This is a genomic window from Tessaracoccus zhenghani, from assembly GCF_055326325.1.
On record NZ_JBUZNQ010000001.1, the window covers coordinates 699766 to 714985 of the forward strand.

Genomic DNA, 15220 nt, shown 5'->3' on the forward strand with positions numbered 1-15220 from the left:
CTACGCTTGTGCGTCATGAGCATCATCCTTGGCATCGATGTTGGCGGCTCCGGCATCAAAGGCGCACCCGTCGACCTGGCAGCTGGCGACTTCCTGACGGACCGCAAGCGCATCCCCACGCCGGAGAAGTCCACCCCGAAGAACGTCGCAGCCGTCATCGCCGACATCATCGAGGAGTTCAAGGACCAGATCGGTGACGGCCCCGTCGGCATCACCATCCCGGCCCCCGTGGTGCACGGCCGCATCCCGTTCATCGCGAACCTCGACCAGAAGTGGGCCGGCCTGCAGGCCGACCAGTTCCTCGAGGACAAGCTCGGCCGCAAGATCACGCTGGTCAACGACGCCGACGCCGCCGGTCTCGCCGAGGTGCACTTCGGCGCCGCCAAGGGCCACCCCGGCCTCGTCATCCTGACCACGCTCGGCACCGGCATCGGCACCGCGATCATCTACCGCGGCGTGCTGATCCCCAACGCCGAACTGGGCCACATCGAGATGATGGGCAAGGACGCCGAGACCCTGGCCGCCTCGTCGGTCAAGGACAAGGAGGGCCTGTCCTACCAGGTCTGGACCGAGGAGCGCCTGCAGCCGTACTACTCGCGCCTGGAGATGCTGCTGTCGCCGGACCTGTTCGTCGTCGGCGGCGGTGTGAGCCGCGACTGGGACAAGTTCGGCCCGCAACTCAACCTCACCACGGAGATCATCCCGGCCAAGCTGCGCAACCGCGCGGGCATCATCGGTGCGGCCATCGCCGCCCAGGACGCCGCGGAGAACCCGGACCTCCTCGCCAAGCCGCACTGACACCGTCAGGACTCGCTGTGCCCCTTGCCCAGCGGGTCCGGACCGGGGACGGGGCCTGATGCCCCGGGCGTGGCGACGCCGAGGTTCACGTCGCCCGCCTCGTACGTGGCGTTGAGCCGTCGGTAGGTGCGCGTGAAGAAGACCAGCGTCGTCAGGATCAGGCCGCCGATGCTGACGATCACGAACACCAACGCGATGCCCCGGGCGTCGCCGTGCCCCAGCAACCAGCCCCACTGTCGCCGCCCGGCGGGCGACTCCGCGTAGGGGATCAGCCAGAACTGGGCCATCGGCCCGATGACGAAGGCGCTGATCGGGGCCGCCGACACCTCCACGGCCTGCGCGAACCCGAACACCCGGCCCTGCTTGGCCAACGGCACCACCTGTTGCAGCAGGGTCTGCTCGGCGCCCTCGATGAACGGCATCAGCGCCATGTAGGTCACCAGGCCCGCCACCAGGAGCACGACGGAATCGCGGATGGTGAACGCCCCGGCGATGACCCACATGGCCAGGCTGGCGAACAGCAGCGTGCGCAGCGGGAGCCGGCCCAGGCCCTTCCTGGCGATGATGCCGCCGCCGATCAGGAAGCCCACGCCCGACAGGCCGAACAGGATGCCCCACCATTCCACGGACACCAGTTCCAGGCCGTACGGGTCGAGCAGGCCCATGAAGACGCCGCCCAGGAAGTTGTTGAAGGTGGAGAACAGGATCAGCCCCATCAGCCCCGGGACGGCGGCGACGGCGAGCCACGCGCCCTTGAAGTCCACGGCCTTCGGCGCCCCTTCGGCGTGCACGATCTCCGGCTCCGGGATCCGGATGGTCAGAAGGTGCACCAGGGAGACCAGCACGATGGCCAGGGAGATCATCAGCGTCCAGAACAGCCCCAGCTGTCCGATGGCCAGGCCGGAGAAGATCCCCGTCACCATCATGGTCATGCCGTTGACGGTGCCCACCAGGCCGTTGGCGTTGGCGCGCCTGTCGGACTCCACGAGGATGGTCACGCAGGTGGCCAGCGCGATGGATCGGATGCTGGCGAGCATGGCCCCGGAGAGCACCAGGAGGCAGAACACCCAGAACCACGGCCGCCCCAGGTCGACGAGGACCTCGGGCGGGGTCAGGAGATAGACGGCCACGGCCAGGAGGAACACCAGAGCCGTGCCGACGGCGGAGGCCACCATCACCTTGTGCTTGTGGTGCCGGTCCACCAGGGTGCCGAACGGTACGCCCATCACCGCCATGCCCAGCATGTAGGCGCCGCCGAGGAACGACGTCGCGAGCACGGACCTGGTCTCGAGGTAGGCCCAGAAGGTGATGCCGAACCAGATGAAGGCGGTGCCCAGCATGGCCGCCGCCGTGTTGCCCAGGACGCGGCCGAAGGTGCCGGGTCTTGCTGCCTCTCGTGAACCCACGAGGCAACCTAACACGCAGCGATGCCCCCCGGAACCCGCGATCCGCGTCAGGTACGCGGGAGCGGCGCGACCTCCCGGTGGGTCACATCCGGTCCGGCGCGTCGATGCCGATCAGATCGAGGCCCTTGGCCAGCACCTGCTTCGTCGCCGCGCACAGGGCGAGGCGCGACGCGCGCACGTCGCCCTCGGACTTCAGCACCGGGCACGCCTCGTAGAACGACGCGAGCGCTCCAGCCAGGTCGTAGAGGTAGGCGCAGAGCTTGTGGGGCTGTAGGTGGTGGGCCACCTCGTCGACCGTCTCGCCGAACCCGCTCAGTAGCAGCGCGAGCTGTTGTTCGGCCGGCTCCTCGAGCACGGTGACCGAACCCCAGTGGATGTCCTCGGCCTCGGCCTTGCGCAGGATCTGGTTGACCCGGGCGTGGGCGTACTGCAGGTAGGGGCCGGTGTCGCCGGTGGTCTGCACCATGCGCTCGGCGTCGAAGGTGTAGTCCTTCTGCAGGCCGTTGGAGAGATCGGCGTACTTGATCGCGGCCAGCGCGATGTTCGGCGCCGCGACCTCCTCGGCCGCGTCGAGCAGGGAGCCCAGGGTGGCGGCGGAGCCGTCGCGGGTCTTGAAGGGGCGGCCGTCGGTGCCGAGCACCATGCCGTAGCCGACGTGCTGCGCGGTGACATCGCCGGGCAGGAAGCCCGCCTTGCGCGCGGCCGCGAAGACCTGCGCGAAGTGACCCGCCTGGCGCAGGTCCGTGACGTAGATGATCCGGTCGGCGTGCAGTTCGTTCACGCGGCGACGGATCGCGGCCAGGTCCGTGGTGGCGTAGCCGTAGCCGCCGTCGGACTTGCGCACGATCAGGGGCGCCTCGAAGCCGTCGACGAACACGCAGAGGGCGCCGTCGTCGACCACGGCGACCCCGCTCTCCTCAAGCTCCTTGACGAGGACGGGGAGGTCGGCGTTGTAGGTGGATTCGCCGGCGAGGTCGTCGTCGGTGAGCTTCACACCCAGACGGCGGTAGGCCTCGTTGAAGGCGGGCTTGGAGATGTCCACGAGCTGCTGCCAGATGCTCAGCGACTGCTCGTCACCCCCCTGGAACACGGCGACGCGGGCGCGGGCACGCGTGGCGAACTCGGCGTCCTCCTTGAACCGGCCGGCGGCGCGCTTGTAGAGCGCATCCGCCTCGTCGAGGCTCAGCTTGGAGACGTCGAGCCCCTCGTCGAGGACCTGCTCGATGAGCATGCCGAACTGGGTGCCCCAGTCGCCGATGTGGTTCTGCGGGATCACCGTGTGACCGAGCGCGGAGAGGACGCGGTTGAAGCAGTCGCCGATGATGGTGGTCCGCAGGTGGCCCACGTGCATCGTCTTGGCCACGTTGGGCGCCGAGTAGTCGATGACCACGCGCTGCGGGTGGTTGGCGGGGTTGATGCCGCCGTGGGGGTCCTCCAGCAGCGACGACACAGCCGCCGCGAGGACGTCGGAGCGCATCCGGAAGTTGATGAAGCCGGGGCCCGCGATCTCCAGGGGCTCGCACAGGTCGTCGACGTCCAGCTTGGCCACGATCTCCGCCGCGACCTCGCGCGGCGGCCGACCCTGCTGCTTGGCCAGCCGCAACGCGACGTTGGACTGGAAGTGACCGAACTGCGGCTTGGTGGCGGGACGCATCTCGGGGTCGACGCCGGCGACCTCACGGAGACGCGCGTCCAGGAGCGCGGGGAGAGACTGCATGAGGGCCATTGTTTCACCTGACGTGAAGCAGTCCCAACCGACGGCCGTTCGGCCGCACCGGCGCGCAATGAGCGGGGGCTGATGGGGCCCGACCGGGTTGGGGGGCGGGCCCCGATCAGACCCTGCGGAACCGGGGCCCCACCCCGAGTGCCGGCCTCAACGGAGCCCGGCGAGATCAGCTGGCGTCGACCGCGGCTCGTTCGATCGCGAGGCCCCGACGGTAGCGCTCCATGAACTGGTTGAAGCCCTCGACGTCGCGGGGGTCCGGGTCCATCGTCGAGATCTCGGCCCCGGCGAAGACCTTCGTGGCCAACCATTCCGCCAGGCTCACGTCGCCCGCGTCGAGGAACGCCGCAAGCAGGGCCATGCCCCACGCACCGCCCTCACCGGCGACCTCTCCGACCGACACCGGGGTGTTCATGGCTGCGGCCAGGAAGCCCTGCGCGACGCCCTCGGTCTTGAACAGCCCGCCGTGGGCAAACAGCGAATCGAGCCGCACGCCCTCGTCCTTCAGCAGCACGTCCATCCCGACGCGCAGCGCGCCGAACGTCGAGAACAGGTGGGTGCGCATGAAGTTGGCCAGGTTGAACGCGCTGGAGGGGTGCCGCACGAACAGCGGACGACCCTCCTCCATGCCGACGACGTGCTCGCCCGCCAGGTAGTTGTAGGCCAGCATCCCCCCGCCGTCGGGGCTGCCGTTGAGCGCGGCGCGGTACAGCGACTCGAACAGGGTGTTGGTGTCCACCTTGGCGCCGCAGGCGGCCAGCGCCTCACCGAACAGCGACACCCAGGCCGCCAGGTCCACCGCGCCGTTGTTGCAGTGCGCCATGGCGACCAGGTCGCCGGCCGGCGTCGTGACCAGGTCGATCTCCTCGTGCAGGGCCTTCAGCTCACCCTCGAGCACGACCATCGCGAAGATCGACGTGCCGGCGGAGACGTTGCCCGTGCGCTGGGCGACGGCGTTGGTGGCCACCATGCCGGTGCCCGCGTCGCCCTCCGGCGGCGCCATGGGCGCCCCGGGCTGCAGCGCGCCGGTGGGATCCAGCAGGCGCGCGCCCTCGTCGGTGAGCGTGCCGGCGTCCTGACCCGCGCTCAGCACGGCGGGCAGGATGTCGCCGATCTTCCAGCCGTAGCCACGATCTGCGACCAGTTCGTCGAACTGCCCGAGCATCCGCTCATGGAAGGTGCCGGTGGCAACGTCGATGGGGAACATTCCACTGGCGTCGCCGACGCCCAGCACCCGTTGGCCCGTCAGCCTCCAGTGGACGTAGCCGGCCAGGGTCGTGAGGAAGTCGATGGACCCGACGTGTTCCTCGCCGCGCAGGATGGCCTGCTGCAGATGGGCCACGCTCCACCGCTGCGGGATGTTGTGCTGGAACAGCTGCGTGAGCTCCGCGGACGCGTCCTGCGTCATGGTGTTCTGCCAGGTGCGGAACGGGGTGAGCAGCTGGCCGTCGGCGTCGAACGGCAGGTAGCCGTGCATCATCGCCGAGACGCCCAGCGCCTTCACCTGCTTCAGCTCGACCCCGGCCGCCTCGCGCACCGCTGCGGCCAGGTCCGCGTAGGCGGCCTGCACGCCCGACCACACGGCGTCGAGGCTGTAGGTCCACACGCCGTCTGCCAACGTGGAGCGCCACTCGTGGCCGCCGGTGGCGATGGGCTGCAGGTCCGGGCCGATGAGCACGGCCTTGATGCGGGTGGAGCCGAACTCGATGCCGAGCGTGGCCTGGCCATGCTCGACGGTGGAGCGGGCGTTGATGATGGGATCCACTGTGACCTCCGGAAGAGTGTGTGCTGCTCCATCATCCCGCAGCACGCGCGGAGCGTGCACCCTCCCCCCCGATTCCTGGCTAATCTGTGGGCCATGCGCATTTCTGTGATCGGTTGCGGTTACCTGGGAGCTGTCCACGCGGCCTGCATGGCCGAGCTGGGCCACGACGTCGTGGGCCTGGACGTGGACGCGGCGAGGATCGCCAAACTCTCGGAGGGGATTGCGCCCTTCCACGAGCCCGGGCTCCCGGAGCTTCTCCGCAAGCACGTGTCCGCCGGCCGGTTGCGGTTCACCACGGACCCAGCTTCGATCGCCGACGCACAGATCCACTTCATCGGCGTGGGCACGCCCCAGCTGCAGGGAAGGCTCGGGGCGGACCTCACCTACGTCAACCAGGCCGTCGACACCATCCTGGAGCACGCCGTCGTGCCCGAGGACGGACAACCCGTGCTGGTGGCCGGCAAGTCGACGGTGCCGGTGGGCACCTCCGAGGGCATCGCCGCGAAGCTCGCCGCTTCCGGCAAGGACATCCTCCTGGCCTGGAACCCGGAGTTCCTCCGCGAGGGCTACGCGGTGGGCGACACGCTGACGCCGGACCGCATCGTCTACGGCCTGTCCGAGGACAAGGAGAGCGGCCACCGCGCCAAGGCCCTCCTCGACGAGTGCTACGCCATCCCGCTGGCCGCGGGCACCCCTCTCATCCTGTCCAACTACCCCACGGCGGAGCTGGTGAAGGTGGCGGCCAACAGCTTCCTCGCCACCAAGATCTCGTTCATCAACTCCATGGCTGAGTTGTGCGACGCCACCGGCGGCGACGTCACGCGGCTGGCCGAGGCCATCGGGCACGACGACCGCATCGGCAAGAAGTTCCTCCAGGCGGGCATCGGCTTCGGCGGCGGCTGCCTGCCCAAGGACATCCGTGCCTTCATGGCCCGCGCCGGTGAGCTGGGCGTCGACGAGGCGCTCACGTTCCTGCGTGAGGTCGACACCATCAACCTGCGCCGCCGCGACCACGCCGTCAACCTGGCAGAGGAGGCCGTCGGGGGCCGCCTCGTCGGCAAGAAGATCGCCGTGCTGGGCATCACCTTCAAGCCGGACACCGACGACCTGCGCGACTCCCCTGCCCTCGACATCGCCGGCCGGCTCTGGGCCCGCGGCGCGGAACTGGCCGTCGTCGACCCCGCAGCCGCCCACACGCTGCGGCAGCGCCAGCCGGAGCTCAACGTCCCCGAAACGGTCGAGGAGGCCGTCACAGGAGCCGACGTCGTCATGCTGCTGACCCCGTGGCGCGAGTACGTGGACCTGGACCCCGCGTCGCTGATCGACCTGGTCAAGACGCCCAACATCATCGACGGCCGCAACGTGCTGAACCCGCACGACTGGGCCGACGCGGGCTGGACCTACTACGGCATGGGGCGCAGCGTCTCCACCTGGTGAGCCGACGACCGGCTCAGGTCAGGTGGAACCGCTCGGCCTTCTCGATGGGGCCGGTGACGAGGATCTCGTCCTCTGCCGACAACACGGAGTCGCCTGAGACGTCCACCCAGCGGCCGTCCGCGCGCTTCGAGGCGATGACCGTCACCCCGAATTCGGAGCGGACGTGCACCTCGCGCAACGGCTTGCCGAGCACCGCCGCGGGCGCGGTGGTGCGCACCAGCGCGTAGCCGCCACCCAGATCGATGTAGTCCTTCAGCTGGGCGCGCACCTGGTGTGCCACACGCACGCCGCTCTCCCGCTCGGGATGGACGACATGGTGCACGCCGATCTGTTCCAGGATGCGGCCGTGGGCGTCCGAGACGGCCTTGGCCCAGACGTGCGGGATGCCGAAGCCGATGAGCAGCGAGCTGGTGAGCAGGCTGGCCTCGACGGAGTCGCCGATGGCGACGACGGCATGCGTGGCCTCGTGGATCCCCAGCTGCCGCAGCACGTCCTCGCGGGTGGCGTCCGCCAGCACCGCGTGGGTGATCCTGCCGTTGAACTGCTGGACCAGGTCCTCGTCGCGGTCGATGGCCAGGACGTCGGCCCCGTCGTGCATGAGTTCGAGCGCGAGCGACTGGCCGAACCGGCCCAGCCCGATGATGACGATGCTGTCGGCCAGGGGCACGTTGCCCGGCCTCTTGAGGGGGCGCAGATTAACCAATGATCGGCCTTTCCTTGGGGAGTTCGTAGAGCCGCTTGCGGGGGCTCAGGGCGAGCGCAGAGGCGAACGTGATCGGGCCGAGGCGGCCGACGTACATGAGGAAGCACAGCACCAACTGCGAACCGGCATCCAACTGCGCGGTGATGCCGGTGGACAGCCCCACCGTGCCGAAAGCCGAGATGACCTCGAAGAGGACGTCGTCCAGGCGGAAGGGGCTCAGCAACAGGACGATCATGGTGGCGAGCACCACCAGCGCCACCGCCAACAGCGCGACGGAGATGGCCTGCCGGTGCACGGCGCGCGAGAGGCGTTTGCCGAAGATGTGGACGGCGGTGTCGCCGCGCACCTCCGTCCAGATGATGAAGAAGAGGACGGCGAACGTGGTCACCTTGATGCCGCCGCCCGTGCCGGCCGGGCCGGTGCCGATGAACATCAGCACGTCCATCCCGAACAGCGTGACGGCGTGCATGGCGCCGATGTCGATCGAGTTGAAGCCGGCGGTGCGGGTCTGCACTGACTGAAAGAAGCCGGCCAGCAGCTTGTCGTCCCACGCCAGGGGGCCGAGCGTGCCGGGGTTGGTCCACTCCAGGCCCGTGATGAAAACGGTGCCGCCCACCAGCAGCAGGGGCGTCATGATCACCACGATGCGGGTGTTCATGGTCCACGCGAGGAGGTCGGCGTGGTGGCGCCACAGCTGCTGCAGCACGGGGAAGCCGAGGCCGCCCAGGATGGTGGCGCCCGCCATCGGCAGCAGGAGCCAGGGGTCGCCCACGAAGCCCATCAGGCTGTCCGCGAACAGGGCGAAGCCCGCGTTGTTGAACGACGACACCGAGTGGAAGAGCCCGTGCCACGCCGCCTGGGGCAGGCTGTGCCCGTACCCCAGCCAGAACCGCAGCGTCAGCAGCAGGGCCGTCGCCGCCTCGATCGCGACGGTGGTCTTCATGATGCCGCCCAGCACATGGGGCACCCCGCCCGGGCCCTCCATGTGGCTCTCGACGGCGGCGGTGAGGCGTGAGCGCAACGACAGCTTACCCAGCACCGTCAGGCCGATCAGGGTGGCCAGCGTCATGACGCCGAAGCCACCGATCTGGATCAGGGCGAGGATGACCACCTGCCCGAACGGCGTCCAGTAGGACGCCGTGTCCACGATGGTGAGGCCCGTGACGCAGATGGCGGAAGTGGCGGTGAAGATGGCCTCGATCAGCGAGGCGCCACCGGCGCCCCGCTTGGAGATCGGGAGCATGAGGAGGCCGATCCCCACCCAGGCCGCCGTCGTGAAGGCGACGAAGATCGCCCGCACCGGGGACAGCCGACGTAGCGCGTTGAGCACGGCGTCACACTAGACCCCCGCGGGGCCGCGCACCACTGCGGAGTGTTACTTGAAGCGGACGATGTTGTTGAAGACGTAGTCGACCTTCGACGTGAACGTGTAGCCGCCGCCGGCCTTGGCGGTGGCGGTGACGACAGGAGCCTGGATGTAGGAGCGGCAGCCGTTGCGCCCGGTGGCGGCGGAGTCGCAGTCGGTGCGCCACTTGCGGCCGCTGATGACGTGGTCGCCCTTGGTGGCCAACGGGTTGCCCGCCCACAGGCTGCGCGCCGACGGCTGGTAGGTCAGGTTGTTGAAGGCCCAGCCGGTGCTGCGCTGGTAGTTGCCGCTCTTGTAGGAGATGACGGTGGCCCAGATGTCCGTGCGGCAGCGCTGCGTCTGGGAATACGGCTCGCAGGCCACCTTCCACAGGCGGTTGTTGTAGGCGTAGGTGCCGGTCTTGGAGTAGACGTCGTCGGCCTTCGCCGGGTTGATCGCGGTGATGTTCTGCTGCACGGCGGTGAGCCACTGCGTTCCCGAGTCATAGGCGGTGCCGGCGTCGATCAGCGGCTCCTTGTAGAAGTTCACCGCGGCGTAGATCTCTGATTCAGAGCGCACCAGGCCCACGGCGATGTGGGTGTAGGACGCCTCCAGGATGTTGGCGCGATGGCTGTCCGAGGCCATCCAGTCGTCCATCATCGTCTGGACAGGATTGGCATAGCCGACGTTCCATCCGACGTTCTCGCCCCAGGCCTCGGCCCCGTCCCAGCGGAAGTCGTCGTTGTGGGAGATCTTGCCGGCCTTCTGCATGGAGATGGCCCAGTCCTGCGCGATGGCCGCGGCCACCTTCGGCACGAACTTCAACGGTTTGAGTCCCTTGGACACCCGGATGGTGTTGTGCGCATCGACCATGGTGGCGATGTCGGTGACGTTGGCCTTCTGCGACGCCTCGTCTGCCTCCGCCCGCGGGGCGACCAGCCCTGCGAGCGCAACGGCCACGATGAACATCAGGGCGAACAGTCTCTTCACGGTGAGCACCTTCCGGGGAAGTGGGGGGCTTGCGGTTAAGACGGTAACACCGCCCCCCGCCACCGACGGACAACGGCACGCGGCCCGGCGCCAGATTCAGGACTGGGCCGCGGCCAGCAGCGACGGGTCCGGCGCGTCCGCCTGTGGGCGCCGCCCGGTGAGGAGGTCCCACTCCATCTTGAGGTTCGCCGGGAACTCGCGGACCCAGCCCTTGACCCAGTTGTAGGGGAAGCGGCCGAGCATGCTGGTGTCGCCGACACCGACGGTGTCGACGCCCACCTCGCGGCAGATCGCGATGGTGCGGCCCAGGTGGTAGTCCTGCGTGATGACGGTCATCTCCGCCACGCCGAACACGTCGCGGGCCCGCACGCACGAGTCGTAGGTGTCGAAGCCTGCCGGGTCCTCGACGATCCGGTCCGCCGGCACGCCCCGCTCCTCCAGGTACCGGCGCATGATGAGCGGCTCGTTGTTCGAGTCGGCCCCGCCGTCGCCGGTGACCAGCACGGCGCGGATCTTGCCCTCCTGGAACAGGCGCAGCGCCACGTCGAGCCGGGCGGCGAGGAACGCCGACGGCCCGGAGGGGTCAGCCTTGGCGCCGAGCACCATGCCCACGGGCCGCTCCGGCACGTCCTGCACCGTGTGCACGTGACCGGACGCGAGAAACGCCACCCTCCCCGCGCTCAACACCACCGGAAGCGCCCCCAGCAGGGCGACCACCCCGACGGCGATCAGCGCGGTGCGCCACCGTCGGGGCCGGGTGGAGGGCTGCGGTTCAGTCACGGTTCTGTAGGTACCAGCTGACGAGGGACTGCGTGGACGGGTCCTGCTGGGCCAGCGCCTCGGCGTCACCGAAGACCGCCGGGGCGATCTCCAGGGCGAGCTTCTTGCCGAGCTCGACGCCCCACTGGTCGAACGAGTCGATGCCCCACACGACGCCTTGGACGAACGTGATGTGCTCGTAGAGGCCGATGAGCTGGCCCACCACCGACGGGGTGAGCGCCGGCGCCATGATCGAGGTGGTGGGCTTGTTGCCCTCGAAGACGCGGGCGGGCACGATCTCCTCCGCAGTGCCCTCGGCGCGGACCTCCTCGGCGGTCTTGCCGAACGCCAGCGCGGCCGTCTGCGCGAAGAAGTTGGCCAGGAAGAGCCCGTGGACGTCGGTTTCGCCGTCCTTGACGGGGTGCGCCGGGTTGGCCACCGCGATGAAGTCTGCCGGGATGATGCGGGTGCCTTGGTGGATCAGCTGGTAGAACGCGTGCTGGCCGTTGGTGCCGGGCTCGCCCCAGAAAATCTCCCCGGTCTCGGTGGTGACGGGGCTGCCGTCCCAGCGCACGGACTTGCCGTTGGATTCCATGGTGAGCTGCTGCAGGTAGGCCGCGAACCGGTGCAGGTACTGGGCGTAGGGCAGCACCGCGTGGCTGTGCGCGTCGAAGAAGTTGACGTACCAGACGTTGATCAGGCCCATCAGCAGCGGCACGTTGCGCTCGGCAGGCGCGGTGCGGAAGTGCGTGTCGACGGCGTGGAAGCCGGCCAGGAAATCACGGAACCCGTCCGGCCCGATCGCGATCGCCACCGGCAGGCCGACGGCGGAGTCGACCGAGTAGCGGCCGCCCACCCAGTCCCAGAAGCCGAACGCGTTGGCGGGGTCGATGCCGAATTCGGCCACCTTGTCCAGCGCCGTCGAGACCGCGACGAAGTGCCTGGCGATCGCACCGCCCCGGGCCTCGTCGGAATCGTCGACGGCGCCGTCGGCGACGAGCGCGTTCAGCAGCCAGTCGCGGGCCATGCGTGCGTTGGTGAGGGTCTCCAGCGTGGTGAAGGTCTTCGACGCGACGATGAACAACGTCGTGGTGGGATCAAGGTCCTTGACCTGCTCGTAGCAGTCGTTGGGGTCGATGTTGGAGATGAAGCGGCACTCCAGGCCGTCCTGCTTGTAGGGCAACAGGGCCTCGTAGACCATCACGGGGCCCAGGTCTGAGCCGCCGATGCCGATGTTGACCACCGTTTCGATCCGCTTGCCGGTGACGCCCTTCCACTCGCCCGAGCGGACCTGGTCCGCGAACGCGTACATGCGCCCGAGGACCTCGTGCACGTCTGCCACGACGTCCTGCCCGTCGACGGTGAGCTCGGCATCTGCCGGCAGGCGCAGTGCCGTGTGGAGCACCGCGCGGTTCTCTGTGACGTTGATGCGCTCACCGTTGAACATCGCGTCGCGACGCTCGGGCAGATTGACCTGCTCTGCGAGGCGCACCAGCGCGCCCACGACGTCTTCGGTGATGAGGTTCTTGGAGAGGTCCACCCGGAGGTCGGCCAGGTCGAAGGTGAGTTCCTCGGCGCGATGCGGATCAGCTTCGAACCAGTGGCGCAGGTCGGGGACGAGAGCGTCCTTGAGGATGCGAAGGTCTGCCCAGGCCTCTGTGGCAGTGGCGTCTACCGGAGTGTTCATGGGCCCAGCCTAGAACGCTCCCCCGGTCGGCGTCCCGCCGGGGCGTCACACAGACGCGGAGGGTGCGGTTGGCCACCCGACGGACACCGGCCACAATGAGGGGCATGAAGCGAGCCCTCCCCGAGGATGACCAGTACGGCGACGAGACCCCGGAGCAGGGCACCGACGACGGGGCGGGCCGCGCGAAGAAGCGGCGCGGCCCGCTGTTCGTGGTGTTCATGGTGTGCATCCTCGTGCTGCTCATCCCCGCCCTAGTCGTGGCGTTCTACGTCGGCCGGGGCTGGGTGGCACTGGACAGCATCGAGCGCGACCCGGGGCTCACGCCGTCGGAGTATGTGGGCCGCCCCTCCCCCGCCGCTCCCAATCCGGAGAAGCCGGAGGCCACCGCCCCGGTCAACTTCGTGCTCATGGGCTCGGATTCCCGGGAGGGCGACACCGGCCGTTCCGATTCGCTCATGGTGGCCCACGTCTCCGGCGACCGTGAGCACGTCTACCTCATCTCATTCCCCCGCGACATGTGGGTGGAGGTGCCCGAGCGGGGCGAGGCCAAGATCAACGCCGCCTACGCGTGGGGCGGCGCGCCGCTGACGGTGCGCACGCTCGAGAGCCTGCTGGGCGTGCGGATGGACCACACCGTGGTCATCGACTTCGAGGGCTTCGTCAACCTCACCGAGGCCGTCGGCGGCGTGACCGTCTACAACCCGTGGGCCTCGGGGCAGGGCGCGAACAGGTTCGAGGAGGGCGAGATCAGCCTGGAGGGCGAGCGCGCGCTGACCTACGTCCGGGAGCGCAAGTCGCTGCCCAACGGCGACCTCGACCGCGCCTACCGGCAGCGCACCGTCGTCAAGGCCATCATCCGCAAGCTGGCGACGCCGGACACGATCACCAACCCGACGCGGTTCAACGACGTGGTGGGGCAGGTGGCGGACACCCTCACGGTGGACGACCAGATGACCAACGGGTACGTCACGAACCTGGGCACGCAGCTGCGGATCTTCGGCGCCGACGGGGTGCGGATGCTGCAGGCCCCCATCCGCGGGTTCGCGACGATCGACGGGCAGTCGGTCGACGTGGTGGACCAGGGTCGCCTGGAGATGCTGGCCAAGGCGCTGTCCACCGACACCATGGAGCACTACTTCAGCAGTTACGGCGCGGACTCCTACGCCAAGCTGCCGCAGGTGGACCCGGACGAATGAGTGGGGGCGGTCCCCTGGGGGCGCGGAGCTCGCGTGGTCAGGCCTCCTCGAGCGCCTTGTCGGTGTATTCGGGGAGGAACCACGCGGCCACCATGGCCATGGCGAACATGCCACCCAGCACCATGAACAGCGTGGGCCGGCCGGCTGCGCCCACGATCACGGGCACCAGCAGCGGTGCGGCCATGGCCGCGATCCGGCCGAACGCCGTGGCCGCGCCCGCACCGCTGGCCCGCACCGCCGTCGGATACACCTCCGGCGTGATGGCGTAGAGGGCGCCCCAGGCGCCGAGGTTGAAGAAGCTCAACGTGCAGCCTGCGGCCAGCGTGATGGCATAGGCGGCGGAGGCGCTGCCCGGCGCCAGCGACTCGGCGATGGCGGGCGCCATGCCGAAGGCGAGGGCACCGACGACGGAGCCGCCCAGGAATGTGACCAAGGTGGGGCGACGGCCCCACACCTCGATGAGGATGGCCGCGACGAGGTAGCCGGGGAGTTGGGCCAGCGTCATGTACAGCGTGAACTCGAACGAGCGCACCAGTGTCATGCCGCCCTCGAAGAGCAGCGTCGGCAGCCAGATGAAGGCGCCGTAGTAGGAGAAGTTGATCCCGAACCACACCAGCCACAGCGCGACGGTGCGCCGGCGGAAGCGATCGCCGAAGAGTTCCTTCTTCGTCACCTTCGCTGCGGCGGTGACCGGGGCGTCGGGCGCCTTGTCGCGGTCGTCGACGGTGACGCCCGCGGCGTCCTCGAACTCGCGCACCGCCCGCTCCGCCTCCGCGTGCCTGCCCTTCGCCTCCAGGAAACGGACAGATTCGGGCAGCCCGAAGCGGACGAACAGCGCGTAAGCGGCCGGCACCGCGCCCAAGGCGAGCGCCCACCGCCAACCGTTCTCGGACGGCACGACGAAGTAGCCGATGGTGGCCGCGCCCAGCCAGCCGATGGCCCAGAACGACTCGAGCGCCACCACGACGCGGCCGCGGATCTTGCGCGGCGCGAACTCGCTGACGAGGGTGGACGCCACCGGAAGTTCTGCGCCGAGGCCGACTCCGACGATGAAGCGCAGAACGATCAGCATCACCAGGCCGGTGGACAGGGCCGAGATCCCCGTCGCGATGCCGTAGATCAGCAACGTGAGGGCGAAGACCTGGCGGCGGCCGATCCTGTCTGCCAGCAGCCCGCCCAGCGAGGCGCCCACCGCCATCCCGACGAAACCGATGGAGGCCAGCATGGACAGCTGCCCGGAACCCAGCCCCCACTCCGACGCGAGCGCGGCCATGATGAAGGAGATGAGCCCGATGTCCATCGCGTCCAGGGCCCAGCCGATGCCGGAGCCGAAGAGCAGCTTGCTGTGCTTGCGGGTGTAGGGCAGTTCGTCGAGACGCTGCGCGCGGCTGAGGTTGAGGCTCATGCGCGG

Annotated in this window: 12 protein-coding genes; 3 read left to right on the top strand and 9 right to left on the bottom strand. The window is 69.1% G+C overall.

Features of this window, described 5'->3' with window-relative positions:
* Window positions 1–15: 15 nt before the first annotated feature.
* On the top strand, window positions 16–798 hold the full coding sequence (gene ppgK, locus ACZK4S_RS03180; protein ID WP_076061140.1) for a polyphosphate--glucose phosphotransferase: 783 nt from the start codon (window positions 16–18) through the stop codon (window positions 796–798).
* A 5-nt stretch (window positions 799–803) separates the two neighbouring features.
* On the opposite strand, the gene ACZK4S_RS03185 is transcribed toward ppgK, so the two are convergent.
* The 3 genes from ACZK4S_RS03185 to ACZK4S_RS03195 all read right to left on the bottom strand — a co-directional run bounded on the left by ACZK4S_RS03185 (window position 804) and on the right by ACZK4S_RS03195 (window position 5692).
* Entirely contained in the window at window positions 804–2204 is a 1401-nt protein-coding gene (locus ACZK4S_RS03185; RefSeq protein ID WP_463643330.1) for an MFS transporter, read from the bottom strand.
* Window positions 2205–2286: 82 nt separating this feature from the next.
* Window positions 2287–3930, bottom strand: a complete 1644-nt coding sequence (argS, locus tag ACZK4S_RS03190; RefSeq protein ID WP_463643331.1) for an arginine--tRNA ligase — start codon at window positions 3928–3930, stop codon at window positions 2287–2289.
* A gap of 166 nt (window positions 3931–4096) precedes the next feature.
* Entirely contained in the window at window positions 4097–5692 is a 1596-nt protein-coding gene (locus tag ACZK4S_RS03195; RefSeq protein WP_463643332.1) for a xylulokinase, read from the bottom strand.
* Between the two features lie 93 nt (window positions 5693–5785).
* Here ACZK4S_RS03195 and ACZK4S_RS03200 point away from each other — a divergent pair, with 93 nt between their 5' ends.
* Window positions 5786–7129: a UDP-glucose dehydrogenase family protein gene (locus ACZK4S_RS03200; RefSeq protein ID WP_463643333.1), complete on the top strand. Its 1344-nt coding sequence runs from the start codon at window positions 5786–5788 to the stop codon at window positions 7127–7129.
* Window positions 7130–7142: 13 nt separating this feature from the next.
* Here ACZK4S_RS03200 and ACZK4S_RS03205 read toward each other — a convergent pair whose 3' ends face one another.
* The 5 genes from ACZK4S_RS03205 to pgi form a co-directional block, all read right to left on the bottom strand.
* Complete coding sequence (locus ACZK4S_RS03205) at window positions 7143–7832, bottom strand: potassium channel family protein (protein ID WP_463643334.1); 690 nt, start codon at window positions 7830–7832, stop codon at window positions 7143–7145.
* On the bottom strand, window positions 7825–9162 hold the full coding sequence (locus ACZK4S_RS03210; protein ID WP_076061146.1) for a TrkH family potassium uptake protein: 1338 nt from the start codon (window positions 9160–9162) through the stop codon (window positions 7825–7827). Before ACZK4S_RS03210 ends, ACZK4S_RS03205 begins: the two co-directional genes overlap by 8 nt.
* A gap of 45 nt (window positions 9163–9207) precedes the next feature.
* Window positions 9208–10167 carry a CAP domain-containing protein gene (locus tag ACZK4S_RS03215; protein ID WP_463643335.1) on the bottom strand — a complete coding sequence of 320 codons (960 nt, stop codon included), beginning with the start codon at window positions 10165–10167 and terminating at the stop codon, window positions 9208–9210.
* A 96-nt stretch (window positions 10168–10263) separates the two neighbouring features.
* Window positions 10264–10899, bottom strand: a complete 636-nt coding sequence (locus tag ACZK4S_RS03220; RefSeq protein WP_463643417.1) for a SanA/YdcF family protein — start codon at window positions 10897–10899, stop codon at window positions 10264–10266.
* Window positions 10900–10939: 40 nt separating this feature from the next.
* The gene (pgi, locus tag ACZK4S_RS03225; RefSeq protein ID WP_463643336.1) at window positions 10940–12613 is read right to left on the bottom strand and encodes a glucose-6-phosphate isomerase; all 1674 of its coding nucleotides are present in this window, start codon (window positions 12611–12613) and stop codon (window positions 10940–10942) included.
* A 104-nt stretch (window positions 12614–12717) separates the two neighbouring features.
* On the opposite strand from pgi, the gene ACZK4S_RS03230 reads away from it, so the two are divergent.
* Window positions 12718–13809, top strand: a complete 1092-nt coding sequence (locus ACZK4S_RS03230; RefSeq protein WP_463643337.1) for an LCP family protein — start codon at window positions 12718–12720, stop codon at window positions 13807–13809.
* Between the two features lie 37 nt (window positions 13810–13846).
* Here the strand turns inward: ACZK4S_RS03230 and ACZK4S_RS03235 are convergent, their stop codons facing one another.
* A complete protein-coding gene (locus ACZK4S_RS03235) occupies window positions 13847–15214 on the bottom strand; it encodes an MFS transporter (RefSeq protein WP_463643338.1) in 1368 nt (455 codons plus the stop codon).
* Between the last annotated feature and the right edge of the window lie 6 nt (window positions 15215–15220).

Coding starts and splice junctions, on each gene's coding strand:
- ppgK (WP_076061140.1), top strand. CDS start 16: ATGAGCATCATCCTTGGCATCGATGTTGGCGGCTCCGGCATCAAAGGC.
- ACZK4S_RS03235 (WP_463643338.1), bottom strand. CDS start 15,214: ATGAGCCTCAACCTCAGCCGCGCGCAGCGTCTCGACGAACTGCCCTAC.
- pgi (WP_463643336.1), bottom strand. CDS start 12,613: ATGAACACTCCGGTAGACGCCACTGCCACAGAGGCCTGGGCAGACCTT.
- ACZK4S_RS03200 (WP_463643333.1), top strand. CDS start 5,786: ATGCGCATTTCTGTGATCGGTTGCGGTTACCTGGGAGCTGTCCACGCG.
- ACZK4S_RS03230 (WP_463643337.1), top strand. CDS start 12,718: ATGAAGCGAGCCCTCCCCGAGGATGACCAGTACGGCGACGAGACCCCG.
- argS (WP_463643331.1), bottom strand. CDS start 3,930: ATGGCCCTCATGCAGTCTCTCCCCGCGCTCCTGGACGCGCGTCTCCGT.